This is a genomic window from Stenotrophomonas sp., from assembly GCF_032103445.1.
Lineage (GTDB): Bacteria > Pseudomonadota > Gammaproteobacteria > Xanthomonadales > Xanthomonadaceae > Stenotrophomonas.
In genome coordinates this window covers 24,511-50,098 of sequence record NZ_DAMDFR010000030.1, presented here as the reverse complement: position 1 = coordinate 50,098, position 25,588 = coordinate 24,511, and the positions used below count along the sequence as shown (strand labels likewise).

Genomic DNA, 25,588 nt, shown 5'->3' with positions numbered 1-25,588 from the left:
CGCAGCGGCGCGGCGGAAGTCCAGCAGCACCACGCAGTGCGGCTGGCGACGGTGCGTGTCCAGCGCGGCAGCGCCGGCGGTGCTGTCGACCCAGTGCACGGTGACGCCCACCGGCAGGCGCTCGCCGAGCAGGCCGGCGAGGTCGCGTACCGGCGCGAACAGCACCAGGGTCATGGGAGCCGGGGCGGGGTGCAGAAGCTGCAAGGAGGCGGACATGGAAGCGACGGTCCTGGCACGGGGTCAGCGGGAGAAACCAGGCAGCTGGTCGGAGGAGGCAGGGCTGAGCAGCCATGCCCCCCACACCGGCTGGTTGGGCGTGGCTTCGCGTTCGCCGGGCAGTGGCACGGTGGTGCCCTTGGCCAGCGGTTGCACCAGACGCGGGGTCACGATGATCACGAGTTCCTTCTCCTCTTTCTTGTAGTTCAGGCTGCGGAAGAACGATCCGATGATCGGCAGGTCGCCGAGCAGCGGGACCTTGTCGACGTTGGAGCTGACCGAACTGCTGACCAGCCCGCCGATCACGAAGGTTTCGCCATCGCCCAGCTCCACCGTGGTGTCGGCGCGGCGCGTGGTGATGGAGGGAATCTGCACGCCGTTGTAGGCAATGCCGGCGGCGTAATTGAGGTCGCTGGCTTCCGGGGCCACCTTCAGCGCGATGCGGTCCGGGCTGAGCACGGTCGGGGTAACGGTGAGGCCGATGCCGAAGGGTTTGAAGGTCACCGTGGTGGTGCCCAGGCCCTGCGGTTCCAGAATCGGCAGTTCGCCACCGGCCAGGAAACTGGCGCTCTGCCCGGACAACGCCACCAGGGTCGGCTCGGCCAGCACCCGGGCCATGCCGTTGCTCTGCAGCAGGTCGATGTTGGCGGCCCAGCCATGGGTGAGCGACTTGAACACCAGGCCGAACGCCGATGACAGCGGATTGGCGTCGGTGTCAGTGGTGACACTGCCGACCGGCGGCGTGATGCCGGGCACAAGGCCACCCGGACGAACCACGCCATACGAGAAACCGTTGTTCTGGTTGGCGAAGTTCATGCCGATCTCGCGCAGCACGGTCTTGTTGAACTCCACCACCTTCACTTCCACCTGGACCACGCCGCTGCTGGCCACGGTGGAGACGTCCGCCAGCTGGCCTTCGCGACCCAGCGTGGCCTGCGCGGCCTTGCGGCTGCGTTCGTGGGCCAGCAGGCTGGGGGCGCTGCCCTGCAGCAGGCCCTGCTGTTCCTGCACGGTGAGCTGCAGGTCGTCGCCGTCGGCCAGCGCGCCCTGCACGGCGCTACGCACTTCCACCTGCAGGCGCTGCGGTTCGGTCTGTTTGTGCTGCCACAGCAGCAGTATGGTCACGCCGGCGTTCTTGCCGACCAGCAGGGCCTGACGATTCTTCAGCATCACCACGTCAGCCACGCCCGGATCGGCGATGGCGACGCGTTCGAGGTTGGCCGGTAGCGTCCACGGCCGCTGCTCGCGCACCTGCAGCACCACGTCGGCGCGTGCCCATGCGGGTGGCGGAAACAGCACGAAGGCCAGCAGCAACGCCACCAGCACGGCGATGGGCGGCAGCAGGGGAGCGATGGCAGCGGGGCGACGCGTCATGAAAGGTCTCTGCATGGGGTCAACGAGAACCGCTGTGGGAAGAAGATTCGCCGCGGATGATCTCCACGCCGGGGCTGAGTCGCGGGGCGGAGCGACGCACGGGGGCCGCTGCGCGGGTGACCGGCGCGGGTGCGGTGCCATGACCGGTACGACGACCGGCCAGCGCGTCGGCGTCGATACCGGCAAACGCATCATTCTCGGGTGAGGCCAGCGCCAGCTGCTGTTCCGGGCTCAGCGCACGGCGCGGGCTCAGCACCGCCACGCTCGGGGCGAACAGATCCTGGTCGGGCAGGCCCACGTCGGCGGGGTTGCGCAGCGCCAGGAACAACTTGCCCTGTTGCGCACCCAGCAGCAGGCGATTGGCTTCCTCCACCGGCACCGCCAGCACCGCGCTCCTGGCCGGTGCCGATGCGCTGTTCGAGGAATTGCCGCTGGCGGCGCTGCTGCCCTGGATGTCGGCGGCGCGGCTGTCAGCGGCGTCGCCGTTGCTCGGGGCGGCCGCAGTCGCGGGGGCGGTGTCGGTCGCTCCATAGCTGAGCACGCGCAGTCGCGACAACAGCAGGCGTGCCTGCGCCTGGCCGTCGGTGTTGATCCCGGGCGGTGCGCGCAGGTTGAGGAACACGTCCACATAGTCGCCGGGCAGAATGCGGTTGCCCGCAGCGACCAACTCATCGACCGGCACCGCCAGCGCCCGCTCGCCCGGGTTGAGCCGCATCGCGTAGCCCTGCGCCAGCTGTTCGCGGTCCAGCGTGGCGCTGACTTCCAGGACGGGCACAGGTTGTGGTGTCACCGTGTTGTTCACGGTGGAGGGGACGACATTGGATGCAGGTGCACGCCGGCTCAGCGCAAATGCGGCCAGCGCCAGCACCACGGCCAGCGCGATCAGTCCAATCGCGGCCAGGCGGGTCAGCTTGAGCATGCGGAAGACTCCTGGAAGAGGGAAAGCGGCATCACGGCGTGCCCAGGTCAAGTTGGGCCACGGCCGTGCTGCGGATCGGTTGGGTCATCACCCAGCCATACACCCGCCCGGTGCCGGGCAGGAACGGCTTGGCCTGGTAGTCGTAGCTCACTGAAATCTGCATGCACTGCGCGCTGGGCAGGCCGCTGCACGGGGTCGGCACCGACACCACGATGGGCGCTGCGCTGGCCGCGACGCAGTTCGGCGATTGACCAGCGTAGTTCAGCAGCCACTGCATCGACCGGCGCGCGGCTTCACAGGCGGCGGCGCGTCGTTGGTCGGGCGCGGCGTAGCGCAATGAAGCGCGTGCACCTTCAGCGGCGGCCAGCGACAGGGTCTGCTGCACCGCCATGATCATCACCCCGGTATAGGTCAGCATCAGCAACGGCAGCAGGCCGAAGATCAGCATGAAGGCGAACTCGATCGTGGCCGCACCACGTGCGCGTCTGCGGTTCATGCGCCCGCTCCCTGCGCCGGCCACAGCACCCATGCCAGCGTGGCGAAGGCCAGGTAGGCTGCGAACGGAATGCCCACCCGTCCCTGGCGCGCGTGATGCATCTGCACCAGGGCAGGGTGCTGCTGCCACTGCTGCACGGCCCGTGCCTGCAGTTGCTGCAACGGAAGCGGCAGCATGGCGCGCAGGCGCGGCAGCCCCACCACGCACAGCACATGCACGCCCGCCAGCGCGCTGGCCCCCAGCCACACCGGCAACAACGCGTCCAGCCCCAGCAGCAGGCCCAGCACGGCGAAGTACTTGACGTCACCCGCGCCCATCCAGCCGACCACGTAGAACGGCAACAGCGCCACCAATCCCGCCACCGCACCCCGTAGATGGTCACTGACCGCTGCCGGTTGCCCGGCCAGCTGAGTTCCCAGCAGCCCGAGCGCAGCACTGCACGCACCGGCCAGCAGCCAGGCATTGGGCACGCGTCGCGCATACAGATCGCTGATCGCGATCCGCAGGCTCAACAGCAGCGCGAGCAGGGCGAGAAAGGACATCCGGGTGCTCCTCCAGAGCAGGACGGTGCGGTGCCCCCGACGCCAGGCCGAACGAACCCATCACCGCACGCCCAAGCGAACGGTGGGGCAGGGCCGTCAGGCCTGGCGTGGAGGAATCAGGTGGTGGTGCTACCGCCGCCGGTGCCGCCGATGGTGCTCTCCACCAGCTCTTTGAGCTTGGTAAACAGCGTGGAGAACATCTCGCTGAGGCCTTCGCGGCCGGCCACCACCAGGACCCCGGCGATCACCGCGGCCAGCAGGCCGTACTCGAGTGCGGTAACGCCATCTTCTTCGGCAAGAAAACTGCGGATTGAAACGTTCATGACGGTCGTCTCCCTGTTCCTGTCAATCAACTGTGCTGCTGGAGTGGCCGCCCCCGGTCATCCGGGACGCAACCATTGAACTGCGTCAGGCCGAAGCCTGCACCACGCAGATGGGGTCAACAGGGAATGAGCGTCCGGCCGCTGCGGGTGGCGAACACCCGATGGCGGCGGCGACAGAACTGTCGCGACGCGATGTGAAACTGCTGCATTGCATCCCCCTTGTGGTCAGTCCGGATTTCCGCCAAGAACGTGCCGGGCTGTGCTGCATTAACTCTTGAACATTTTCCTGCCTGGCAATGCACAGAAACGGCATTCCAGTGACGAACTTGAGTTTCTATCTGTGACCGCGGTGGCAAAACTACACCTCGCGTATCTCCGATGTAAAGTCCTGGCAGTGAAGCGTTCGTATATTATTTGTGAATGCGTTGTGATGTCGGAAAATTGACGCATAAACAGCCAGAAATCAGAGGTTTGGCTTAATGGTTAATGTGTCAGTTAATGTCGCAGACGGCTTGATTTGCGCCGCTGCGATTAAGGCATACTGGCCCCGTCCGTTGGCGGACAGGCCCGGGGCGCTGGCGGCGCAACCGGGACGTTGAATCACAAGGGGGCTTCACTGTCATGGTTGATGGTGCGGGGGAGGCGGCCGGAGTAAATCCGCTGAAAACGTTCGACCTGGCCACGCTGGGTGGCGTGCTGCGCGTGTGTGATATTGAACTGGTATTGCTGGATGCCAACGGTCCGCGTGCCAGCGTGCAGTCGCAGGTGCACGATGAATCGCTGTTTCTTTCTGCCACCTGTGGTTTCCAGTTTCGCGGTCGTTTCATGCTGCCGCCGGACTGGTGCCTGCTCGGTTTCATTCACGCCACCGATCCCGAGCGCAGCTGGTGCCATGGGCTGCCGCTGACCGCAGGCATGGCCATCACCGTGCTGCCGGAAGGCATCAGCGAGTTTTCCCTGAGTGCGGGCACACAGCTGAGCCTGCTGCTGACCCCGACCCGTCGCCTGCAACGCAAACTGGCCGAACTGACGCTGCGCAGCACGCTGCCATCCGGCCAGGCACTTTCAGTCTTCATGGGCGACACCGGTACTGGAGCCACGCGGCTGGCGCAGCGCTACGCGCAGCTGCCGGCGTGGCTGGACGGGGGTGAGCAGGCGTTGCCCGATGACGCCGTGGAGCGTCTGCTGCACGACCACGTGCAGGCACTGCTGGGTGCGGAGTCGCAGGAACGTCCCAGCTGCAGCCGCGCACGCCGTACGCATTACCTGATAGCGCAGCGCGCCGAGAATTTCATGCGCCAGAACCTGCGCCGCTACATCTACATGCATGAAATCTGCGATGCCGCCGGGGTCAGCGAGCGCGCACTGCGCTATGCCTTCGAAGACCTGTTCGGCACCTCGCCCAACCGGTATCTGTCCATGCTGCGCCTGTGCGCGGCATGCCGGGGGCTGTCCACCGCCGATGCCACCCGCAAGTCGGTGAAGGCGGTTGCCCTCAGCTGCGGGCTGTGGGACCTGTCCCGTTTTGCCGACAACTATCGTCGTGTATTTGGCGAACTGCCGCGCGACACCCTGATGCGCGCGCCGGCCTCGTTGGGCCATCCGGCCTGACTGCACGTTTCCGGCATTCTGCCGGAATTGCACATTCCCCTGCCGGTTTCCTGCCGTCTCTTGCCGGAACGCACGTTCGTGCTGCCGGAATGAAGTGCCCCGCGTTCGCGCAAGCGCCTGTAATGACTCCCACGTGCCGGCGGGCACGCCGTCAGAACTGCAACGGGGGGAGTGATCATGAACCGCATTTTCCGTTTGGTATGGAACCACCAGCTCAATGCCCTGGTGGTGGTCTCGGAAATCGCCACCGCGCGTGGCAGCCTGGTCGCCGGTCCGGTCGTCGTACACCTGAAGGTGCCATTGAAACTGCTCGCGCTGGGCCTGGCCTGCGCGCTGGGCAGTGGCTCGGCGCTGGCGTCGGACAACCAGACCCTGACAGACCTGCAGGCGCTCACCGACAAATACCTGCCGGTGCAGGTCGACGCCGAAGTGGCGTTGAAGTCGCTGGTTTCGGCAACGTCAGCCACGCCCCCCACGTCGCCCCTGGCTGACGTTGCCGCCCATGTACAGGTGGGACTGGGCGCGCGTTCAACAGCGCCCGCACCGCGACCGGTGGCCGCGGCCGTGCGGGTCGGGCTCAACACCCGGAGCACCTCCCGGTTGCCGGTAGCGGCAGCGGTGCATGTGCCGGTTGAAGTCCAGCTGGCCGATGCCGTCGCCCTGGACGCCGACGTGGACGCTACGGTGGATGCCGACGCGTCGTTGCGCGCCACCGTGGCCGCCGGTGTTGCCGGCACCGCGGATGTGCAGGCCGTGCAGGCACAGGTGCAGGTCGCTGATCGCAATGACAAGCTCGTAGCGGCCGATGTGAGCGTGCAGACCAGCGCGCTGCAGAACAACCGACAGGGCCTCGTGGGCGGCCTGCTGGGTGGCGTAGGTGATCTTGCAACGGTAGTTGGTGGCGTGGTCCAGAACGTCGGCAGCACGGTAGCCGGTTCGGGACTGCTGGGTGATATCGGTAGCGGCCTGGGCAACACGGTCGGCGATCTCGGCGGCGTGGTGGGAGCGGTCGGCAACGGGCTGGGCGGTGGCGTGGTCAACGCGTTGCCGCCCGGCAGCCCGAAGGCCCCGGTCGCCAGCGACCCGAACGCGGGCCTGATCATCGGTACCGGTGGGCTCACCGGCAATCTGAGTGAGCTGGTGGGGCCGACCGCGCAGGGGCTGCTCGGCGGCGACGGTTATGTGCGCAACGGCAATCTGGCGGTCAGCAGTGCCAACGTGATGCAGGCCTATTCCGTTACCAACGTGCTGGGCCTGCCGGTCGTGAACCTGAGTCCGGTCGGCACGCTGCTGGACGGGCTGAGCGGGGCCACCACCGGCGGCAACTCGCACCTGACCCTGATCGGCGGCGTCACCTCCGACAGCTACATCTACAACATCAACAACGGCGACCCCAACGGCCTGCTCGGTCTGATCCTGCCGGGCCAGGCCCCGGCGTGGGCCAGCAAGTGCGTGGACCTGCTGGTGGCCGACATCGACTGCTGGGCGCTCAATCCAGCGCAGGATTATCAGGTGCTGATGGGCGACGGGGCCTATGCGAACGGCTCGCGCGAAGTGGTGATCGGTGCCAATGCGCGGCATGAACTGCCGCAGGTCGACGCCAACGTGGCGTTCCCGGGCGCGGGATTGAACGATCCAACCGATCCGACCGGCGTGCCGACAGCCGACTACGCGGCGCGCATGGGGCATTCCGTGGTGGTGGGCGACAGTGCGGTCGGCACCGCCAATGGTCAGGTGCTGCTGGGCGCGGAAGCGCGCTCCACCCAGGCCAACAGCGTGGCACTCGGCTTCCGTAGCGTGGCCGACCGCGGCGCGCAGGCCGCGTACGCAGCCTACGGCCTCACGGCTTCGCAGGTGTCGGCAGGCGAAGTGTCGGTGGGCTTTGCCGGCGGCGAGCGCCAGATCAGCAACGTAGCCGCCGGCAGCGCCGGCACGGATGCAGTGAACGTGGCGCAGTTGCAGGGAGCCATCTCGCAGATCAGCGCGGCCGCTGACATCTTCGCGGTGTCGTACGACGATGACGGCACCGGCCAGCCGAACTACGCCAGGGTGACCCTGGGCAATGGGGCGGGCCCGACCACGGTGACCAACCTGGCGGCCGGCGCAGTCAACGCCGGCAGCAGCGATGCGGTCAACGGCGCACAGCTGTTCGCAGCGAACCAGGCGGTATCTACGCATCTTGGCGGTGGCTCGACGCTGGATGCCAACGGCAATGTGACCGCGCCGACCTACACCATCAACTCGGTGTCCAGCACCGGCGCGGTCACGCCCGGCACCTACACCAACGTCGGCAGTGCGTTCGACGCGGTGAGCCTGTCGCTGGCCAACGTGGCCGAGCAGACCGACACGGTGGACCGGCTGGCGGTGAAGTACGACGTGGATGGCAGCGGCAATGCGGTCAATCGGGTCAGCCTGGTCGGTGACGGCAGCGGGGCAGCGGTGGCGATGGGCAATCTCGCAGCCGGGCAGGTCGACGCCAGCAGCACCGAGGCGATCAATGGCGGGCAGCTGTTCCAGACCCACAGCACGCTGGCCGCCTTCTTCGGCGGCAGCACGGCATTCGATGGCGGCACGGGGCTGTGGACGCCGCCCAGCTTCGCGATCTCCTCCTTCGGAATGAGCGGCAGCAGCAGTACCGACGTCTACGCCGATGTCACCTCCGCCTTCGCCGCAGTGGATGCGTCGCTGACCACGCTCAATACGCGCATCAACCAGATGCCGCGCCTGCCGTCCACCTCCAGCCCGTACTTCCAGGTCAATTCGACCAAGGCGGCGGCGAACGCCAGCGGCACCGACAGCATCGCGGTCGGCGGCGTTGCCAGCGCCAGCGGTGCCGGCAGCATCGCCATCGGCGACACCGCCTCCGCCACGGCGACCAACAGCGTGGCGTTGGGAGCCGGTTCGGTCGCCGACCGCGACAACGCGGTATCGGTGGGCAGCGCTGCGGCCACCCGTCAGATCACCCACGTGGGCGACGGCACCGAGGCCACCGACGCGGTCAATCTGCGCCAGCTGCAGGCCTCGCAGCAGGGCACGCTGCGCTACGACACCACCGTGCAGGGTGATACCAACTACAACAGCGTCACCCTCGGCGCGCCGGGCGGCGGCACCACCGTGGTGCACAACGTCGGTCCTGGCACCGCAGGCACGGATGCGGTCAACGTCGACCAGCTGCGTGCCGGCATGAACCAGACCCTCGATGCGTCCAAGGCCTATACCGATGAACGCATGGGCGGCTTTGACCGTGATCTGCGCCGCACCGACAACCGCGCCTCGGCCGGTGTTGCAAGTGCGATGGCGACGGCGGGGCTGCCGCAGCCTTCCGAAGCCGGTCGCAGCATGGTCGCTGTGGCAGCAGGCAGCTACAACGGTGAGTCGGGTCTGGCCGTGGGCCTCTCCGGTGTGTCGCAGGGCGGGCGCTGGATCTACAAGGCAAGCGGGTCCACCAACAGCCGCGGCGAAGGCGGTGTGTCGGTGGGCGCAGGTTTCCAATGGTGAGTCCTGGGGAGACAATCATGAAAACGCAGATTGCACATGACACCGCGCTGGTGCGCTCGCTGGGGTTGGCGCTGGCCACGCTGCTGTTCAGCGCCTGCGCCACCCACGCGCCCAGGCAGGGATCCGAGGCAGGTGCAGCTGTTTCCTTCCCGGACGCGGGGAAGGCCGGGCCGAAAGGCGGGCTGTTCGTCGATCTCGAGAACCTCAGGCAGTACGCACGTGGCATGAGCAAGCGCCAGTTGTACGGACTGTTGGGCACGCCGCACTTCAATGAAGGCATGTGGGGCGTGCGGGAATGGAACTACCTGTTCAATTTCCGCAGCCAGCCCAATGGTGATTACTTCTCCTGCCAGTTCCAGGTGCATTTCGATCGCGATGGCATCGCCCAGGAGAGTTACTGGAAGCCGCAATCCTGTGTGGCGATGCTGCAGGCGGGTAACACTGCGCCGGTCGCATCTGCTGCGCAGCCGCTGCCCGCGCAGCCACTGGCGCTGCAGGCCGACGCATTGTTTGGCTTCGACAGCGACAGTTTGACCGCGCAGGGACGCCGCAGCGTTGATGCGCTGGTGCAGCGCATAAAAGCAGCCAGCGAGGTACAGATGATTGCGGTCACCGGCTACACCGACCGGATTGGCGCGGACGACTACAACCAGGATCTGTCGCAGCGTAGGGCCGAGGCGGTGCGCGCGGCGCTGATCGCCGGCGGTGTGCCCGCAGCGGCGATCGTGGCCGAAGGACGGGGTGAAACCGCCCCGCTGGTCGCGTGCGCGCAGCCGGCGGGCGACGCCTTGATCGACTGCCTTGCGCCAAACCGGCGCGTGGAGATATCCGGTGTTGCGCAACTGGCAAGAAAATAGCAGGAAGTTAATCAGAACCGGACAGTAAAGTATCTTGCAAGTAATTGTTTTCGTTCGTCTAAAAAAAGAAGTTAATGCTGCGTAACGACCAGCAGTTTCGCCCTTTCAGTTTCATCACGCCCGCGTCACGGCACAGCGACGAATGTGCGCACCGTACGGGGGGAAGTCGTTGGACCGAATACGTACCCATGCATGGAGTCCAGGTCGCATGGGTGCAGAGCTTGACCTGGCTCGCTGTCGGCCGCGGGATGTCTCCCCCGTCATCGCTGAGGGAGCAGCGAGCCAGGTCATCTGTTTTGGTACGACGAATCTATTCGACGCCGGCTATCTCCACTTTCAGCGCAGCCGCTTCGCTTTCGCAGTCGGTTGCAGGCACGCCGGCACCACGCAGGGCATCAATCTCGGCACGCGCCGCCTTCATGTCAGCGAGAAAATCCGCATTGGCATGCAGCTTCGCCACCGCACCGGCTGCCACTGCGCGGCCCTGCAGCACATCACTCTGCCAGTGCGCATTGCAGATCAGCCGGTTCTCGCCAAACGCACGCCCACGCGCCAGTATCGCATCGGCCTGGTCGGGACTCAGCTCGGTCAGGATCAAGGCCCAGGCCCAGCTCAGTGCGGTATGCCCTGAAGGATAGGAGCCATCCTTGCGCAGGGCCTCTTCGTCGCCGGGCGCGCAGGTGCTTTCCTTGTAGAACACGAACGGCCGCGTGCGCTGGTAGTGGTCCTTTGCCGCATACGTCGCCAGCCCGGCATCGACCATGCTCCGCTGCAGCAGCAGATACAGGCGGGGCGTGTCGGCCTTGCTGACCGGAATTCCCAGCGCGCACGAGAACGTGCTGGCCACCTGCGGGAACTCGAGGTTGGCATCACGCGTGGCCAGCGCATAGCGCGGGGTGCCGCGCAGCTTGCGCGCGGCGGCGTGCGTGGCCTGGTCGCGGGCGAACGCAGCGCTGCCCTTGGCGGGCGGCGGCGGTAACAGGGCCAGACTGTCAGGCAGGTTGCGACCGAGGTACCCGGCCGGAACGCCGGGGCGTATTTCAGGAACCGGAGAAGGGGCCGCCGCGGTTGGCGGTACCGCGGCGGCCGTTGGTTCCAAAGGACCCGTCGCGCACGCGGACAGGACGGAACAGACCAGCACGGCGCTGAAGGGGGCCAGACGTCGGCTGGGTGTGCGCATGGTGACCTTCCCTGGACAGGGGTCAGCCAATCCCGCACCCGTACACCCGGTAAGGGAGGGCCCCGGTGTACGGGTGCGGAATGGCTGGTGTTACTTTCGAAGTTGCCGGAGAGCCCGGCAACCGGCGTTCTACTGAGGTGGTCTCAGTAAAACTACTGAGTCGCCGTGGCCTGCGGACGCGTGCCGGGCACCGGGAAGCGCACTTCGATGCGGGTGCCGCCCAGCGGGCTCTGGCTGACCTGCAGGCTGCCGCCGAGCAGGCGCGCGCGTTCTTCCATGCTGATCAACCCCAGTCCCGGCGCGCGGGTGGTGCCGGAGGACGACATGCCCACGCCGTCGTCGTCCACCCGCAGCACCACCTCATGGCCCTGCACGTTGATGCGCACGTCGGCGACGCTGGCACGGGCATGGCGGTCGACGTTGTTGAGCGCTTCCTGGACGATGCGGAACACGCTCAGTTCACTGTCCTCGCCCAGGCGCGGGGCACAGTCGATGCTGCAGCACAGGCGCAGGTTGCCGCGTGCATTGCGCTTGTTGCAGAACGCATCCAGTGCGCTGGCCAGGCCGGTGAAGCGCAGGATGCTGGGATGCAGTTCGTGCGAGATCGAGCGGATGTCGTTGGAGACGGCCAGCAGCTGGTCCTGCAGTTCGGTCACGATCGGGCGTTCGCGATCAGGCAGCTGATGGCGCAGCGCGCTCATCCGGATCGAGATGGCCGCTAGTGACTGGTTGATGTCGTCGTGCAGGTCGCGGGCGATACGGGTGCGCTCTTCCTCCTGCACCACCAGCATGCGTCCGGTCACCTCGCCGAGGCGCTGGTAGGCGCGGTGCAGTTTGATGCGGCTGGACATCTTCTGGTCCGACAGTGCACCGAGAAACAGCAGCGCCAGGCCGGTGCCGATGGTCCAGGCCTGCGCGGTGAGCAGATTACGCTCCGGGCTCCAGAAGCCGAACGGCCCCAGCCCGTACTGCCCCAGCACGGTGCCCAGCGCCGCCACCAGCAGCATGCCCACCGACGCACCGGCCACGCCGAACACGATGAGCGCCCAGACCAGGATCGGCACCGGTGCCAGCGACAGCAGCGGCGTCACCACCCCGTCGCGCCAATCGACCGTCCACAACAGGACCAGCAGCGCCAGCAGCACCGCCGCAAGCGCGGCGGCGTTCAGATGCCAGCCTTGGCGGCGCTGCGGTGAGCGGAAGCAACGGCCCAGGTTGTATACCGCCGGAACCACCAGCAGGTAGCTCACGGCATGGCCCAGCGCCAGTCCACGCAGGTCCTGGACACTGGAGATCCGGGCACCGTTGGCCAGCGCATACCACCACGCGCAGCACAGTGGCAGCAGCACGCACCCCATCAGCAGGAACAGGGTGAGGTCGCGATACCCCTCCAGCAGCGGACGCTGCTGCTGCCAGCGCACCAGCGCCCAGGCAAACACCGCCACCATCGCAAATTCGCCCAGGCTGGTCAGCACCTGCGCATAGGCCCCCGCGGGTACCAGCAGCAGCGCCAACAGGCTGCCGGCCGTGGCAGCCAGCAGGGCGTCGCGCCACTGGTGCAGCGGCAGGGACAGCAGCCAGCCGAGCAGCAGCGGGCCAGGCAACCAGAACAGGTGTACGGCCCCGTCGGGCAGGGGAACCAGATACGGCAGGCATTGACCCAGCAGACACCCGGCCAGCAGGGGCAGGGTGCGCAGCAGCAGTCCGCGGAACTCGCCAGCAGTGGGCGCGCGGAAGCGTGACATGGGCTCTGGACCGGGCCTGCGCCTGGTGCGCGGACGGGTGCCCACACGGGTTGCCTGACTGCCTGCCTGCACGTCGCACCTCATAAGCGGTCGCGGAGGGGTCACCCGGAGTACGGGGCCGCGGGGATCAGAATGCTTGTCGGCGCTGCATTACGGTCGCACAATCACTCCAATACACGCAGGTTGTCGTCTCCCGCGCTATCCACTTTCCGACATGAACCCCGGAGTTGGCATGGACGATTCGCTGGCCCAGTACAGTCGCTTCGACGTCGACGGCTTCGATGCCGACGCGCTGCTGGGGGTCGTGCGCGATACCCGTTTCGAGCAGCGTCTGCTGGCGGGGGGGCAGTTCAGGGCCTGCGTGCAACGGGTGGTGTTTCCCGAATTCAGCCTGGACAGCGGGGCCTACAACCTGCCCATTTTTGCCAGCGGCAGCTTCGGCGAGGACCTGATCGGGCTGGCCATGGCAGTCAACAGCGATGGCCCGATGTGGGCCAACGGGCGCTGGATTCCCGCCGGTCAGATCATGGTGTTCGCCGAGGACAGCGAACTGAATGTGCGGCCGCGTCCGGGCGGCTGGCAATGGGCGGTGCTGCTGATCTCCCGACCGGTACTGCAGCGCGAAGCCGTGACCTGGCTCGGGCGCGAACTGCAGGTGCCGCGTTCGGGCTGGTACAGCCGCGCGGCCAGCGCCACCGATGCCGCGCGGCTGCGCCGCACCGTGCTGAACACCCTGAATGACGCCGCGCACCCCAGGGGGCTGGTGACCCCGGCACAGATCCAGGCGCAGGCGCAGACCTTGCTGACCGCGTTTCTCGCGTCCGTGGCCGCCACCGATGCCGGACAGCCACGACGTGCGTTGGGCAGCTACAGCGAGCGCTACCGCGACGCGGTGGTCCGGCGCGCTGAGAACTACCTGAAAACACAGTGCGACCGGCCATATGACAGCCGGGCGCTGACCACGGCGCTGGGGGTCGGCGAACGCCAGTTGGAGCGCCTGTTTCGTGATGCCTACGGCCACGGCCCCTGCCAATGGCACCAGATGGCACGGCTGAATCTGGCGCGCAGCGCGTTGCGACAGGCCCGTGGCCAGGGCGCGGTGACCGACGTGGCGACCCGCTATGGATTTGGCCACCTGGGGCGTTTCTCGGTGATGTACCGGGACGTTTTTGGTGAAAGCCCTCGCGACACCCTGCGTGGTTGAGCGCAGTGTCACGGTTTTGATGCGTCCGCATCACGTTGCCATCACGGCGGTGCAAGCAACGTCATAACCCTGTGCAGGTGCCGTTCACAAAACGGGTCGGCACCCGCCACAGGGATCCGTGGACGCAACAGGAGACACGACTATGCAGGCTTTGCAGGTGCAGGAAGAGTGTCGTTATCGCCGGGTGGTTCTGGCCGATGATCATCGCGTCGTCGCGCAGGGCATCGAGCAGTTGCTGGTGGGCCGTTTCGACAACATCGAACTGGTGACCTCGGGTGAGGCACTGGTGGAGTCGGTACGCCGCGATCCGCCTGACGTGGTCGTCGCTGATATCAGCATGCCGGGGTTGAGCGGCATCGACGCGATGCGGGTAATGCGCGAAGAAGGCTACGACATGCCGGTGGTGTTTCTCACCATGCACGACGAAACCAACATGGCGGCGCAGGCACTGCGCGCGGGCGCGCGCGGCTATGTGCTCAAGAGCGCGGCCGGCGAGGAACTGGTGCGGGCGCTGGACGGGGTGATGGACGGGCGGACCTATGTGACCCCGACCCTGGCTGCGGATGCGCTGGTCAGCACGGGGCGGCCACGCTATCTGCTGACCGAAAAGCAGCTGCGCATTCTGGAATACGTGGCGCGCGGCCTGCGCTCCAAGCAGATTGCCTATGAGCTGGGCGTTTCGGTGCGCACCATCGAATCGCACAAGTACGCCATCATGCAGGAGCTGGGGGTGCATGGCACGCTGGAATTGGTGCGCAAGGCCGAGCTGGAAGGATTGATCCGGCATTGATCCCGATGACGCGCATGGCGCGTCACTACCGGTATCCGCCACGGATGTTTCCGACCCGTACTGACACGCCATGCGTGTCATCGCGGACCATCCGGCAGTAATTTTACTTGCCGTCGTCCGGTTGTTTTTCCATTGCCGGTGCTCCCGGTGCCGCCCACCATCAAGACTCGGTGGGTTATGGCGGAAGAGCATGAGCGCAGTCCGGGTGCTGCTGGCTGAAGACGGTTCCGCCATGGGCCGGCAGCTGCGTGGGCTGCTGAGCGATGCCTTCGACGTCATCGGGCTGGTCCAGGATGGTGCCTCGCTGCTGAACGCGGCCCAGCGCATGCTGCCCGACGTGGTGGTGACCGACATCGCCATGCCGCAGCTGGATGGGCTGGAAGCGGTGCGGCAACTTCGGGCGCAGCGCCCGGTGCTGGGCGTGGTGTTTGCCACCGTGCATGCCGAGCCGCAGATGGTCGCCCGGGCCATGGCGCTGGGGCCCTGCAGCTATGTGCTGAAAGCCGATGCCGGCGAAGACCTGCTGCCTGCGGTGCAGGCAGCGCTGCGCGGCGAGACCTATCTCTCGCACTCGCTGCAGTCGTTACGCGCTTCAGGCCAGCAGGCCCATTAGCTTGGCCACCAGTTCATCCACCGACATCGCCACCAGCAGCAGCGGTAGCATCGGTACCAGTGCCGGCAGGACCAGGCCGAGCAGATTCCAGCGCGACAGCGGCACCACCCGCATTGCAGCGACGCCCTGGTAGACGCCCCCGAAGTCGCAGTAGGCTGACGCATCGTTGTGGTCCAGCAGGGAGTCCCCCTCGGCGCGCATTTCCCCGCTGACCCGCCAGCGCTGGTCGAACACGCGTGCGGCGCGGCTGCCGAGCGCGTCGAAGCGGTACAGCGCATGCCGTTTGGCGTGGACGAGTGCCGGTGCAAGCAGCAGCAGGGGCGCACTCAACAGCGCGGTCGCGCCGATGACGTAGCCGGCGATCAGATGACGCAACCCGTACAGGGACTGGTCCTGGTGCAGCATCTGGTTGAGGAATGCGCCCGCCAGCATGATGCCGCCGGCAGCGGCGAGCGGGCTGAAGCGCATCTGCGCGCGGCCCAGGAAGGCAAGTCCGCCGGCGCGGTCAGGGTGTTGTGGATGCAGATCCAACCCCACCTGAGGCAGCCGCCAAAGCACCAGCGTCCACAGCAGGAAGCGCCAGAACCAGAGCAGCAGCAACAGCCGCAGCAAGGGCACCGCGACGGCTGAGAACCACAGCCCCGCTGCACTCGGGCTGCTGCCATGGAAGCGCCAGTCATCCAGGCCTGGCAGCACGCCCGCCACCGGTGCGCCGGACCACGCGGGAGCAAAGGCAAGCACGAGGCACACCGCCTCCGGCAACCAGCTGTCGCGCTGCCGCCGCACATGCTCCAGCAGCGCTTCCAGGCGCGATGCCCGCACCGCATGCACCACGTGGCTGCGGGTGAGTTGGCGCACCGCCCCGCGCAGCAGGGCATCGGCGCGTGGCGCGGTCAGCACCAGCAAGGGCAGCGCCAGCAGCAGTCGTGCCAAGGTGTCGTAGTCGGCCAGTAGTGCAATCTGGCCAGGCGCAGATCCGCTGCTGGGCCAAAGCGTGCCGGCCTGCGCCGTCAACAGCAGCAGCGGAACGAGTGCCAGCATCATCAGCAGCAGCGCCAGCCACACCGACAGGTGACGGGTGCGTTGCAGCGTGCCGGTCGCATGCAGCAGCCGGTGAACCAGTCCGCCGCGCATCAGGGAGTAGTGATTCTGGCGCATGCCGCAGCATAGCGCCGCGCTGCACGAGAGCCTGGGCAGTAAAAATACTGGATGTCGTGCAGTACCTATCCCGATGCTCCGCACATGTATTCAGGCGACGCTGGAAGCCCAGCACGGCAGACCACGCACATGCTTCTGGTGATCGATTTCCTGACCCGGTTCTGGTCCGACCTGATCGCGCGTACCGACGGGGTGATGACCTTCCGTCTGTTCCTGCAGCCGACCATGGCGCTGATCACCGCGTTGATCGATGGCCTGCGTGACGCCCGTGCCGGGCGTGGTCCGTACTTCCAGCGGTTGCTGCACGCCCCGGGATACATCGAACGCCGGACCGTGCTGCGCGAAGGCGTCAGTGCCACCGCTCGCATCCTGCTGCTGGGCGTGGCGATGGATGTGATCTACCAGATCCGCACGTTTGGTGGCTTCCCCTATCCGCTGGAGGCGTTCGTGGTGGCGGTGCTGTTGGCCTTCATTCCCTACCTGCTGCTGCGCGGTCCGTTCCGGCGGCTGGCCGGGCGCTGGATCAAGCAACGAGGAGATGCATGATGACCGAGCAGGACCCGACCCGCGCCCTTCAGAACAGTGCGCTGAACATCGAGCGCGCCAGCCAGATTCTGGGCAGCGGTGACGCCGCATCGCTGGAGCTGTCGTCGCGGCGCACCGGCATGTCGTTCCAGCGCACCCGCATGAGCGCCGACCGCACGCTGATGTCGATCATCCGCACCGCGCTGTCGCTGATCGGCTTCGGCTTCACCATCTTCCAGTTCTTCGGCCACGTGCTGGAGCTGCCGGGCAGCACGCTGAAGCCGGAAGCGCCGCGCAACTTCGGCATGGCGCTGGTGATGCTGGGGCTGGTGATGCTGACCCTGGGCATCGTCTACCACCTGCGCTACATGAAGGGCCTTCGCTCGGAGCGCGAGCTGATGATCAAGGAAGGGCTCATCCACGGCGAAAGCCATTACCCCATTTCGCTGACCTTGATCACCGCCGGCCTGCTGTGGCTGCTGGGGCTGGCGGCAATCACCAGCATGAGTTTCAACACCTGGCCGTTCGGCTGACCATGGAGCGCTTCGATGACACAGTGCCTGTTCGCCGCGATGCTGCCGTCCAACGCACGGAGTCGCCCATGAATGCGGTGGTGGACGACATGGTCGACATTGCCGGTGGCGTGTTCCTGATGGGGTCCAATGACCACTATCCGGAAGAAGCACCCGCGCACAAGGTGAAGGTGGCGGCGTTCCGGATTGACCGCTACCCGGTGACCAACCGCGAGTTTTCACGGTTCGTCAGCGAAACCGGATATGTGACCGCGCCGGAGAAGCCGGCCGACCCGCGCGACTATCCGGGCGCGGATCCGGCGTTGCTGGTGCCGTCGTCGGTGGTGTTCATACAGCCCACGCAGCGGGTGGACATGCGCAACACCCACAACTGGTGGCAATACATTGCCGGGGCCGACTGGCGGCACCCGCGCGGGCCCGATTCCAGCCTGGCCGGACTGGACGATCACCCGGTGGTGCACATCGGTTTCGACGACGCACTCGCCTATGCGGCGTGGGCGGGCAAGGATCTGCCGACCGAGGCGGAATGGGAGTTTGCCGCGCGCGGCGGGCGGGACGGGGAGGAGTTCGCCTGGGGCGACACGCTTACCTTGCGTGGGCGGCATCAGGCCAACACCTGGCAGGGTGAGTTCCCATGGCAGAGCCTCGATGAGGACGGTTACCGCTGGACCTCACCGGTGGGCAGCTTCGCCCCGAACGGCTACGGGCTGTACGACATGATCGGCAATGTATGGGAGTGGACCGGCGACTGGTATCAGCACCACGGGGTGCTGCAGGGCAAACCCTGCTGCGCGATCGAGAATCCGCGCGGCGGCACGCGCGACGGCAGCCGCGACCCGCGCGATCCGGTGGCCATTCCACGCCGGGTGATGAAGGGCGGCTCGCATCTGTGCGCGCCGAACTACTGCCGCCGCTACCGGCCCGCCGCACGGATGGCGCAGCCGGTGGATACGACCACCTGCCACGTCGGCTTCCGCTGCGTCGAGCGCGGCTGACCAGGAGCCCGCCATGTTCGAACTGCACGAAGTGCTGGTGACGATCACCGAACCCATCGTCACCCTGATCGAGTTCATGGCGCTGATCCTGATCACGCTGGCCACGGTCAAGCTGTTCCTGCAGGGATTGTGGCTGCTGATCCGCGGTGATGCGGACGGCGACCAGCGACGCTCGATCTGGCTGGAGTACGGACGCTGGCTGGTGGCCGGGCTGTCGGTGCAGCTGGCGGCGGACATTCTGGAGTCGGCCATCTACACCAGCTGGGACAGCATCGGCCAGCTGGCCGCCATCGCAGTGATCCGGACCTTCCTCAACTACTTCCTGGAAAAGGACATCGCCGAAATCCGCGAGCGCCAGCAGCGGGTGCGCGAGCGTCGTGAGTCAAAGACGGCAGACAACACCCTGGAGGTGCGCTGATGCACGGGCAACAATTCTCCTCTCTACGCGGTGCCGGGGCACTGGCGGTACTGTGCGCGGGTCTGGCCTGCGGCAACGCGCACGCCACCGAAGGCGCGCTGGGTCGTTCGATCACCGGCATGCAGATCACGCCCTATGCCGGTGTCATACCACCGGACCCGGGCTTCCAGTGGTCGCTCAGCTATGTCGGCTATGACGGCAAGATCCGCGGCAGCCGTTCAGCCCCCATCGCCGGCCGGATCTCGCTGGGGCTGGAGGCGGACGTCAGCCTGATCGCGGCGACCGGTGTCTACGTCTGGCCGACGAAAACCGGGCGTTGGAACTTCGCCTCCATGCTGACCGTGCCGTACATCAACGCCGACATCGATGCCGGCGTGCAGGGGCCGCTGGGCAACCGGATCCGGGTCAGCGACAGCGCCTCCAACCTGTTCGATGTGTACTTCGCGCCATTCATTGCCGGCTATCACATCAGCGAGGTCGAGCATGTCTCGATGGGGCTGTATGTGTACGCGCCGACCGCCAAGTACAACCCGGACAACCTCGCCAACCCCGGCTTGAACGTGTGGACGCTGTCGCCCAGCGTCGGCTACACCCACCTGTTCCAGCAGGGCACGCTGGAGTTCAGCGTGCTGGGCGCGTTCGACTGGTACAGCCGCAATGACGACACCGACTACAAGAATGGCCTGGTACTGCGTACCGACGCGCTGCTGGTGAAACGCACCCCCAGCGGCTGGGGCTTCGGCGCGGCGGCCGGCTGGATCCAGCAGGTGCAGGACGACGACAGCGCACTGGCCGACCAGTTGAATGGATTCAAGGGTCGCTCATGGGGCGTAGGGCCGGTGCTGACCTATGGCAAGAAGTGGTCCGGGGGTGAACACCTGGACATATCGTTCCGCTACATCAGCGAATTCAGCGTGCGCAACCGCTTCGAGGGTGATCCCTGGAGCGTGTCGATCAGTGCTGGGTTCTAAGGAGACAGGCGCATGATCCGTTCCACGACCGCACTCAGCACCGCCACCTGCCTGCTGCTGGTTGGGCTGGGCACGCTGGGTCTGCCCGCACAGGCAGCCCAGCCCCAGGCGACCACGACCGCCACTGCCGCGCCTGCGGCCGAACGCGACCCCGAAGCGCTGGCCGCGCTTGAGCGGATGGGGGCCGCATTGCGCGCGCTCAAACAGTTTTCATTGACCTCCGATGCCAGTACCGAAGTCGTGCTGGAAGACGGACAGAAGATCGAGCTGGACGGCAAGGTCAGCTATCGGGTCAAAACTCCCAACCAGGTGTTCGTGGAGCTCGACAGCGACCGCCAGCAACGCCAGCTGATCTATGACGGCAAGGCACTCACCGTGTATGCGCCGAAGCTGAAGTACTACGCACAGGTGGACGGCCTGCATGCCACCCTGGGCGAACTGGTGGAACAGGCCGCCACGCGCTATGACATCGAGTTCCCGCTGGCGGACATGTTCCTGTGGGGCACCGATAAGGCCCCCAGCAGCCTCATCCGCAGTGCACGGCATATTGGCGGGGGCACCCAGGATGGTCAGCCGATCGAGCAGTACGCGTTCCAGCAGGAGGGCGTGGATTGGCAGGTATGGATCTCCAAGGCGAGCTCGCTGCCGGTCAAGCTGATCATCAATTCGCTGGATGACCCGGCACAGCCCCAGTATCGCGCGCGGCTGCGCTGGGATACCCGCACGCCGGTGCCGGACAGCGCGTTCGCCTTCAACCCGCCGGCAGATGCCCATCGGATCAAGCTGGTCCCGGTGGCCGTTGCGGTGGCTGCGCCTGACACGGAGAACTGAAATGAGCATGCCTTCTGCACGATCGCTGCTGCTGACCGCGCTGGCTTCCGCCGCGCTGGGCCTGGCTCCGGCGATGTTCGAAAGCGCGTCAGCCCAGCACGGCCATCGCGGTGGAGGTGGCGCGCGTGCCGCGGCGCACACCAATGTGAACCGTGCTGCACAGCGGCCCGCCAACCGCCAGGTCAACCGGCCTGCCGGCGGTGCCGCCAACCGCAACATCGACCACAACCGGAACATTGACCGCAATCGCGATGTGAACCGGAACGTGAACCGCAACATCGACCGTGACGTCCATGTCGACGTGGATCACCACTATGACCATCACGACCACTGGGATGACTGGGATGACCATCCCTTCGCGACCGCTGCCGCCGTAACCGCCGGCGTGGCGGTCACGCGCGCGGTCATCGGATCGATCGTGTACTCGCTGCCGCCGAGCTGCGTGACCACCGTGATCAACGGCGTGGCCTACCAGCAATGCGGCAGCGACTGGTACGAGCCGCGCTACGCCGGCACGACCGTGCAGTACGTGGTGATCGAGTCGCCGCGCTGAACCGGTAGTTTTTCTGCCTGTTCTGCGTAGTTATGCGGATGCTCCGGCAGGTGGCGGAGCGCTAGCCTGAAACCCTGTTCACGACGCTGGAGTCTGCTGTGATGAAAGCCTTCGTCCTTGCTGTTCTGGCGACCGGCCTGGTGGCCTGTGCGTCGTCGCCCACGGTCCGCACCGACCATGACCCGAGCGCCAACTTTGCTTCGTTCAAAACCTACAGCTGGGCGCAGAAGCCGCAGGGCGCTTCGCCGCTGGTAGTGCAGCGGATCGTGGACGGGGTGGATGCACGGCTGCGCGCGCGCGGCCTGACCGAAGCTCCCAATGGCGATATCGCGCTGGTCGCCAACATCGCCAACAGCCAGCGCCAGACCCTGGATACCTTCTACACCGGCACCGGCATGGGCGGCTGGGGCTGGCGCGGTGGCTGGGGTGGCGGCATGGGCATGGCCTCGTCCACCACTACCGTGCACACCTATGACGTCGGCACCCTGGTGGTGGACATGTTCGACGCGCGCACCAAGCAGGCGGTGTGGCGTGGCTCGGCCAGCGGCACCGTGCCCAGCTCCACCGAGCGGGTCAATGCGGCGGTCGAAGCCGGCCTCGACAAGATGTTCGCCGACTTCCCGCCGGGCAGCGCAGCGGCGCGCTGAGCCACGCTTCGGTTCATCGCGCGGCGTCGCGTCGCGGCTCTCCCTCCCCAGCGACGCGACGCCGTGCACCTCTCACTCCTTACCGCGCGGGTGCAGCGCGGCACGAGGTGATGCCGTGTCGATCCGCGCACCGCTGCTCATTGCCTTCCTGGCACTGCTGCCGGCCACTGCCGCCGCACAGGAACAGGCACAGGCACCCAACGCCGAAACACCGAAGGCGTCCGTGTTCCGCGACCCGGAAGACGGACGCTTCGACATGTCGCACTGGCTGCTGGACCACCGGGGCTTTCTGCCGGTACCGATCATCATCACCGACCCGGCGCTGGGTAATGGTGGGGGGCTGGCATTGGCGTTCTTCCAGCGTCCGCACGGTGCTGCAGCTGCCCCAGGGGCAGAGGGGGCGACGGTGACCCGCCCGAATCTGTACGGTGCCGGCGGCGCGCGTACCAGCAACGGCAGTGAATTCTATGGCGTCGGTGCCTCGCTGCATTTCGACGAGGACCGCTGGCGCTATCGCGGTGGCGTTGCCAAGGCCTCCCTCAATCTGGCCTACCACACCCCGGGGCGGCGGTTGCCGCCGTTGGAGATCGACTACAACGTTGATGGCATCGTGTCCTTCCAGCAGGGCTTCCGTCGCCTCGGCGCGCGTGACCTGTATGTAGGGCTGGCGTGGATCTACATGGACATGGACATCGGTTTTGATGTTGCCTCGGACCGCTTCAACTTCACGCCGCGCGAGCTCGGCACGAAGAGTTCCGGGCTGGGGCTGTCGCTGGAGTACGACAGCCGCGACAACACCTTCAGCCCCTCTCGTGGTTGGCTGGGCATGATCGAGGGCAATGCCTACCTCCCTGGCATCGGCAGCGACAATGCTTTCCAGAGCTACCGCGGGCATGCCTACGGCTACTGGCCCCTGGGCAAGTCCTTCGTGCTGGGCGGGCGCGTGGACGCCCGCTGGGCCAACGGAGACATTCCGTTCTACCGGCTGCCGTACATCGACCTGCGCGGCATCGGCTCGGCGCGGTACCAGGACACCCGTGCAGCGGTGCTGGAAACCGAACTGCGCTGGAACATGACTTCACGCTGGGCGCTGGTCGGTTTCGTCGGGGCAGGGCGGACCTGGGGGCGGCACAACAGTTTCAGCGAGGGCAGCGACGAAGTCGCCAAGGGTGCCGGCTTCCGCTATCTGATTGCGCGCAAGTTGGGCATGCACGTCGGCGTGGACTACGCCTGGGGCCCGGAGGATGAAACCTTCTACATCCAGGTGGGCTCGCCATGGCGCTGAACGTGGCCCGCTGGATCGTGTTGTTTACGGTGCTGTGCGCTTCTGCAGCGGCGCACGCGGTGGACGTGGTCAATATGCCCACCGGCAACAGTTGCGGCGTACGTGCGGCCGGTGACACCCGGCCGCGGATTGGGCTGGCATTGGGAGGTGGTGGGGCGCGCGGCATCGCCCATGTGCGCATCCTGCGCAAGCTGGAGGAATTGAACATTCCGGTGGACTGCATCGCGGGCACCAGTGCCGGTGCGTTGGTCGGTGCCCTGTATGCCTCCGGAAAGAGCCCGCAAGAGATTGAACAGGTGGTGCTGGACACCGAATGGATGGCGATGTTCAGCGACACCCTGCCGCGCCGCGACCGTTCGCTGCGACGCAAGGGCGACGACTACACCCAGATGACCGCCGTGGGCATCGGCCTGGGCGGTGCTGGCAAGCGTGTACAGGTATCCGGTGGCGTGTCACAGGGCGAACGCCTGATCGCGCTGTTCGAGCGCGCCACCGGCGGCAGCCGGATCAGCAGCGACTTCGATCAGATGGCCACGCCGTATCGGGCCGTGGCCACCGACCTCAATACCGGTCAGGCGGTGGTGCTGTCGCACGGCAATCTGCCGATGGCGATGCGCGCCAGCATGTCGCTGCCGGGCATCTTCCGGCCGGTGAGCATCGACGGGCGCGTGCTGCTGGATGGCGGTGTGGCGGACAACGTGCCGGTGGACGTGGTGCGCGCGATGGGGGCCGAGCGGGTGATCGCGGTGGACGTCGGCACGCCACTGAGCGAACTGGACCAGGATGCCAGCCTGCTGGATGTGATCGGCCAGCTCAGTGGCTTTCTCACCACCCGCAACGCGCACCAGCAGCTGGCCACGCTGGGAACACAGGACCTGCTGATCACGCCGCCGCTGACCGGGCAGGTGGCCACCGGCGATTTCAACAAAGCTCCACTGGCGCTGCAGATCGGCCAGCAGGCGGCCGATGCGGCCACCCCGGCGCTGCGCGCGTTCTCGCAGCCGCCGGAGGCCTACCAGCAGTGGCGGGTGGCCCGGCAGCAACGCGGGCAATCGGCTGCACCGGCCCCGATTGCCTTCATCGAGGTGGACAACCAGACCGCGTACGCCGACAGCGTGCTGCTGTCCTATCTGCCGGTGGAAGTGGGCAAGCCGCTCGACAGCGAAGCCATGCAGGAAGGCATCCTGCGCGGCTACGGCATGGATACCCTGGCCAGCTTCAGCTATGAGCAGATCGAGCGCGGCGGTCAGACCGGGGTGCGCATCAGCGCTCGCGCCAAGCCGAATGGCCCGGCCTATCTGCAGGCGGGCTGGACCATCAGCAACGACTTTGAAGGCAACCACGAAAGCAATCTGCGCGCCGGGCTGCTGTTTGCGCCGCTGTCGCCGTATGGGGCGGAGGCGCGGGTGACCCTGCAGGTGGGCAGCGAACCGGCGCTGACCGGCAGTTACTACCATCCCTTCGATCTGCATAACCGCTATGGCTTCGAAGCGGCGGGCGGCTTCCAGACGCGTTCCTTCAACCTGTTCGACGACAGCGATGACAACAAGATCGCGCGGTTCCGGGTGCAGCGCACGGGCGCTTACGTCGGTCTGGTGCGCGAGTTCTCCAACGTGCTGGCGCTGCGGGCGGGGGTGGAGCGCTATCGCGGCAATGCCAAGGTCGAGGTCGGCGACCCGACCATTCCGCGCACTGACTTCGACGAAGGCGCGTTCACCGTCAGCGCCACCTACGACAACATCGACAGCCTGTACTTTCCACGTGATGGCTTCCTGGTCACACTGGGCACCTACCAGTCGCGCGAGGCGCTGGGTGCCGACACCCGCTTCGGACAGGTCGATCTGGATGCGGTGGGTGCGTTTCCGTTCGGCAAGCAGGCGGTGCAGCTGGGCCTGCGCTATCACGTCACCGCATCGGGTGAGGCCCCGGTGCAGAACCTGTACCGTCTGGGTGGACGCTGGCGGTTGGCCGGCTTCCAGCACAACCAGCTGACCGGGCAGCATTACGCGCTCGGGTTTGTCGGTTACACCTATGAGCTGGGCAAGGTGCTGGGGCGCTCGGCGCAGGTCGGCGGCACCGTGGAATACGGCAACGCCTGGCAGCGACGTAGTGACATGTCGCTGGAAGACGGCATCTGGAACGGCAGCCTGTTCCTGGGGTTCGATTCGTGGATCGGCCCGCTGATCTTCGGCATGGGCATGCGCGAAGGCGGCGAGCGCGTGGTGTTCATCGAACTGGGCCAGACGTTGTGACGTTGCCGGCCAGCGGCCGGCACTACCGGGCCTGTCGTAGAGCCGGGCTTGC

At 66.6% G+C, this 25,588-nt stretch carries 24 protein-coding genes and 1 pseudogene; 16 read left to right on the top strand and 9 right to left on the bottom strand.

Features of this window, described 5'->3' with window-relative positions; genetic code table 11:
- The 6 genes and pseudogenes from RT551_RS12345 to RT551_RS12320 form a co-directional block, all read right to left on the bottom strand.
- Positions 1–216 (bottom strand): annotated as a pseudogene (locus tag RT551_RS12345) (fimbrial protein); the annotation flags it as partial.
- Positions 217–240: 24 nt separating this feature from the next.
- Positions 241–1,590: a type II and III secretion system protein family protein gene (locus RT551_RS12340; protein ID WP_313459071.1), complete on the bottom strand. Its 1,350-nt coding sequence runs from the start codon at positions 1,588–1,590 to the stop codon at positions 241–243.
- 19 nt (positions 1,591–1,609) lie between these two features.
- Complete coding sequence (gene cpaB, locus RT551_RS12335) at positions 1,610–2,509, bottom strand: Flp pilus assembly protein CpaB (protein WP_313459069.1); 900 nt, start codon at positions 2,507–2,509, stop codon at positions 1,610–1,612.
- A 31-nt stretch (positions 2,510–2,540) separates the two neighbouring features.
- Complete coding sequence (locus RT551_RS12330; protein WP_313459067.1) at positions 2,541–3,005, bottom strand: pilus assembly protein; 465 nt, start codon at positions 3,003–3,005, stop codon at positions 2,541–2,543.
- Complete coding sequence (locus RT551_RS12325; RefSeq protein ID WP_313459065.1) at positions 3,002–3,547, bottom strand: A24 family peptidase; 546 nt, start codon at positions 3,545–3,547, stop codon at positions 3,002–3,004. Before RT551_RS12325 ends, RT551_RS12330 begins: the two co-directional genes overlap by 4 nt.
- A 116-nt stretch (positions 3,548–3,663) precedes the next feature.
- Positions 3,664–3,870, bottom strand: a complete 207-nt coding sequence (locus tag RT551_RS12320; RefSeq protein ID WP_313459064.1) for a Flp family type IVb pilin — start codon at positions 3,868–3,870, stop codon at positions 3,664–3,666.
- Between the two features lie 621 nt (positions 3,871–4,491).
- Between RT551_RS12320 and RT551_RS12315 the strand changes: the two genes are divergently transcribed.
- The 3 genes from RT551_RS12315 (at position 4,492) to RT551_RS12305 (ending at position 9,836) form a co-directional block, all read left to right on the top strand.
- Positions 4,492–5,481, top strand: a complete 990-nt coding sequence (locus RT551_RS12315) for a helix-turn-helix domain-containing protein (RefSeq protein WP_313459062.1) — start codon at positions 4,492–4,494, stop codon at positions 5,479–5,481.
- A 177-nt stretch (positions 5,482–5,658) separates the two neighbouring features.
- Positions 5,659–8,979 (top strand): YadA-like family protein, encoded by a 3,321-nt coding sequence (locus RT551_RS12310; RefSeq protein WP_313459060.1) that lies wholly within the window; start codon positions 5,659–5,661, stop codon positions 8,977–8,979.
- Between the two features lie 17 nt (positions 8,980–8,996).
- Entirely contained in the window at positions 8,997–9,836 is an 840-nt protein-coding gene (locus tag RT551_RS12305) for an OmpA family protein (protein WP_313459057.1), read from the top strand.
- Between the two features lie 310 nt (positions 9,837–10,146).
- On the opposite strand, the gene RT551_RS12300 is transcribed toward RT551_RS12305, so the two are convergent.
- A complete protein-coding gene (locus RT551_RS12300; protein ID WP_313459055.1) occupies positions 10,147–11,016 on the bottom strand; it encodes a phosphatase PAP2 family protein in 870 nt (289 codons plus the stop codon).
- A 152-nt stretch (positions 11,017–11,168) separates the two neighbouring features.
- The gene (locus RT551_RS12295) at positions 11,169–12,761 is read right to left on the bottom strand and encodes an ATP-binding protein (protein ID WP_313459052.1); all 1,593 of its coding nucleotides are present in this window, start codon (positions 12,759–12,761) and stop codon (positions 11,169–11,171) included.
- A 232-nt stretch (positions 12,762–12,993) separates the two neighbouring features.
- On the opposite strand from RT551_RS12295, the gene RT551_RS12290 reads away from it, so the two are divergent.
- The 3 genes from RT551_RS12290 (at position 12,994) to RT551_RS12280 (ending at position 15,368) form a co-directional block, all read left to right on the top strand.
- Positions 12,994–13,965 carry a helix-turn-helix domain-containing protein gene (locus tag RT551_RS12290; protein WP_313459051.1) on the top strand — a complete coding sequence of 324 codons (972 nt, stop codon included), beginning with the start codon at positions 12,994–12,996 and terminating at the stop codon, positions 13,963–13,965.
- Between the two features lie 142 nt (positions 13,966–14,107).
- A complete protein-coding gene (locus tag RT551_RS12285; RefSeq protein ID WP_313459048.1) occupies positions 14,108–14,755 on the top strand; it encodes a response regulator transcription factor in 648 nt (215 codons plus the stop codon).
- 190 nt (positions 14,756–14,945) lie between these two features.
- The gene (locus RT551_RS12280; RefSeq protein ID WP_313459046.1) at positions 14,946–15,368 is read left to right on the top strand and encodes a response regulator transcription factor; all 423 of its coding nucleotides are present in this window, start codon (positions 14,946–14,948) and stop codon (positions 15,366–15,368) included.
- Here RT551_RS12280 and RT551_RS12275 read toward each other — a convergent pair.
- Positions 15,348–16,526, bottom strand: a complete 1,179-nt coding sequence (locus RT551_RS12275; protein WP_313459043.1) for a hypothetical protein — start codon at positions 16,524–16,526, stop codon at positions 15,348–15,350. The genes RT551_RS12280 and RT551_RS12275 overlap by 21 nt on opposite strands.
- A gap of 129 nt (positions 16,527–16,655) precedes the next feature.
- On the opposite strand from RT551_RS12275, the gene RT551_RS12270 reads away from it, so the two are divergent.
- The 10 genes from RT551_RS12270 to RT551_RS12225 all read left to right on the top strand — a co-directional run bounded on the left by RT551_RS12270 (position 16,656) and on the right by RT551_RS12225 (position 25,536).
- Positions 16,656–17,072: a hypothetical protein gene (locus RT551_RS12270; RefSeq protein WP_313459042.1), complete on the top strand. Its 417-nt coding sequence runs from the start codon at positions 16,656–16,658 to the stop codon at positions 17,070–17,072.
- Entirely contained in the window at positions 17,072–17,584 is a 513-nt protein-coding gene (locus RT551_RS12265) for a DUF202 domain-containing protein (RefSeq protein WP_313459040.1), read from the top strand. The genes RT551_RS12270 and RT551_RS12265 overlap by 1 nt, the downstream gene beginning before the upstream one ends.
- Before the next feature lie 68 nt (positions 17,585–17,652).
- Positions 17,653–18,579 (top strand): formylglycine-generating enzyme family protein, encoded by a 927-nt coding sequence (locus tag RT551_RS12260; RefSeq protein WP_313459037.1) that lies wholly within the window; start codon positions 17,653–17,655, stop codon positions 18,577–18,579.
- 13 nt (positions 18,580–18,592) lie between these two features.
- The gene (locus RT551_RS12255) at positions 18,593–18,997 is read left to right on the top strand and encodes a DUF1622 domain-containing protein (RefSeq protein ID WP_313459034.1); all 405 of its coding nucleotides are present in this window, start codon (positions 18,593–18,595) and stop codon (positions 18,995–18,997) included.
- Positions 18,997–19,968: a transporter gene (locus RT551_RS12250; protein ID WP_313459031.1), complete on the top strand. Its 972-nt coding sequence runs from the start codon at positions 18,997–18,999 to the stop codon at positions 19,966–19,968. The genes RT551_RS12255 and RT551_RS12250 overlap by 1 nt, the downstream gene beginning before the upstream one ends.
- 12 nt (positions 19,969–19,980) lie before the next feature.
- On the top strand, positions 19,981–20,799 hold the full coding sequence (locus RT551_RS12245; protein WP_313459029.1) for a DUF2092 domain-containing protein: 819 nt from the start codon (positions 19,981–19,983) through the stop codon (positions 20,797–20,799).
- Between the two features lies 1 nt (position 20,800).
- Positions 20,801–21,352 carry a hypothetical protein gene (locus RT551_RS12240; protein WP_313459026.1) on the top strand — a complete coding sequence of 184 codons (552 nt, stop codon included), beginning with the start codon at positions 20,801–20,803 and terminating at the stop codon, positions 21,350–21,352.
- 101 nt (positions 21,353–21,453) lie between these two features.
- The gene (locus tag RT551_RS12235) at positions 21,454–21,999 is read left to right on the top strand and encodes a DUF4136 domain-containing protein (protein WP_313459023.1); all 546 of its coding nucleotides are present in this window, start codon (positions 21,454–21,456) and stop codon (positions 21,997–21,999) included.
- 115 nt (positions 22,000–22,114) lie between these two features.
- Positions 22,115–23,284, top strand: coding sequence for a BamA/TamA family outer membrane protein (locus tag RT551_RS12230; protein ID WP_313459020.1), 1,170 nt, complete (start codon positions 22,115–22,117; stop codon positions 23,282–23,284).
- Positions 23,275–25,536 carry a patatin-like phospholipase family protein gene (locus tag RT551_RS12225; RefSeq protein ID WP_313459018.1) on the top strand — a complete coding sequence of 754 codons (2,262 nt, stop codon included), beginning with the start codon at positions 23,275–23,277 and terminating at the stop codon, positions 25,534–25,536. Before RT551_RS12230 ends, RT551_RS12225 begins: the two co-directional genes overlap by 10 nt.
- The last annotated feature ends 52 nt before the right edge of the window (positions 25,537–25,588 follow it).

Coding starts and splice junctions, on each gene's coding strand:
- cpaB (WP_313459069.1), bottom strand. CDS start 2,509: ATGCTCAAGCTGACCCGCCTGGCCGCGATTGGACTGATCGCGCTGGCC.
- RT551_RS12270 (WP_313459042.1), top strand. CDS start 16,656: ATGCTTCTGGTGATCGATTTCCTGACCCGGTTCTGGTCCGACCTGATC.
- RT551_RS12285 (WP_313459048.1), top strand. CDS start 14,108: ATGCAGGCTTTGCAGGTGCAGGAAGAGTGTCGTTATCGCCGGGTGGTT.
- RT551_RS12240 (WP_313459026.1), top strand. CDS start 20,801: ATGAGCATGCCTTCTGCACGATCGCTGCTGCTGACCGCGCTGGCTTCC.
- RT551_RS12235 (WP_313459023.1), top strand. CDS start 21,454: ATGAAAGCCTTCGTCCTTGCTGTTCTGGCGACCGGCCTGGTGGCCTGT.
- RT551_RS12310 (WP_313459060.1), top strand. CDS start 5,659: ATGAACCGCATTTTCCGTTTGGTATGGAACCACCAGCTCAATGCCCTG.
- RT551_RS12340 (WP_313459071.1), bottom strand. CDS start 1,590: ATGACGCGTCGCCCCGCTGCCATCGCTCCCCTGCTGCCGCCCATCGCC.
- RT551_RS12255 (WP_313459034.1), top strand. CDS start 18,593: ATGTTCGAACTGCACGAAGTGCTGGTGACGATCACCGAACCCATCGTC.
- RT551_RS12325 (WP_313459065.1), bottom strand. CDS start 3,547: ATGTCCTTTCTCGCCCTGCTCGCGCTGCTGTTGAGCCTGCGGATCGCG.
- RT551_RS12305 (WP_313459057.1), top strand. CDS start 8,997: ATGAAAACGCAGATTGCACATGACACCGCGCTGGTGCGCTCGCTGGGG.
- RT551_RS12300 (WP_313459055.1), bottom strand. CDS start 11,016: ATGCGCACACCCAGCCGACGTCTGGCCCCCTTCAGCGCCGTGCTGGTC.
- RT551_RS12250 (WP_313459031.1), top strand. CDS start 18,997: ATGCACGGGCAACAATTCTCCTCTCTACGCGGTGCCGGGGCACTGGCG.
- RT551_RS12330 (WP_313459067.1), bottom strand. CDS start 3,005: ATGAACCGCAGACGCGCACGTGGTGCGGCCACGATCGAGTTCGCCTTC.
- RT551_RS12320 (WP_313459064.1), bottom strand. CDS start 3,870: ATGAACGTTTCAATCCGCAGTTTTCTTGCCGAAGAAGATGGCGTTACC.
- RT551_RS12275 (WP_313459043.1), bottom strand. CDS start 16,526: ATGCGCCAGAATCACTACTCCCTGATGCGCGGCGGACTGGTTCACCGG.
- RT551_RS12290 (WP_313459051.1), top strand. CDS start 12,994: ATGGACGATTCGCTGGCCCAGTACAGTCGCTTCGACGTCGACGGCTTC.
- RT551_RS12315 (WP_313459062.1), top strand. CDS start 4,492: ATGGTTGATGGTGCGGGGGAGGCGGCCGGAGTAAATCCGCTGAAAACG.
- RT551_RS12280 (WP_313459046.1), top strand. CDS start 14,946: ATGAGCGCAGTCCGGGTGCTGCTGGCTGAAGACGGTTCCGCCATGGGC.
- RT551_RS12225 (WP_313459018.1), top strand. CDS start 23,275: ATGGCGCTGAACGTGGCCCGCTGGATCGTGTTGTTTACGGTGCTGTGC.
- RT551_RS12260 (WP_313459037.1), top strand. CDS start 17,653: ATGAATGCGGTGGTGGACGACATGGTCGACATTGCCGGTGGCGTGTTC.
- RT551_RS12245 (WP_313459029.1), top strand. CDS start 19,981: ATGATCCGTTCCACGACCGCACTCAGCACCGCCACCTGCCTGCTGCTG.
- RT551_RS12295 (WP_313459052.1), bottom strand. CDS start 12,761: ATGTCACGCTTCCGCGCGCCCACTGCTGGCGAGTTCCGCGGACTGCTG.
- RT551_RS12265 (WP_313459040.1), top strand. CDS start 17,072: ATGACCGAGCAGGACCCGACCCGCGCCCTTCAGAACAGTGCGCTGAAC.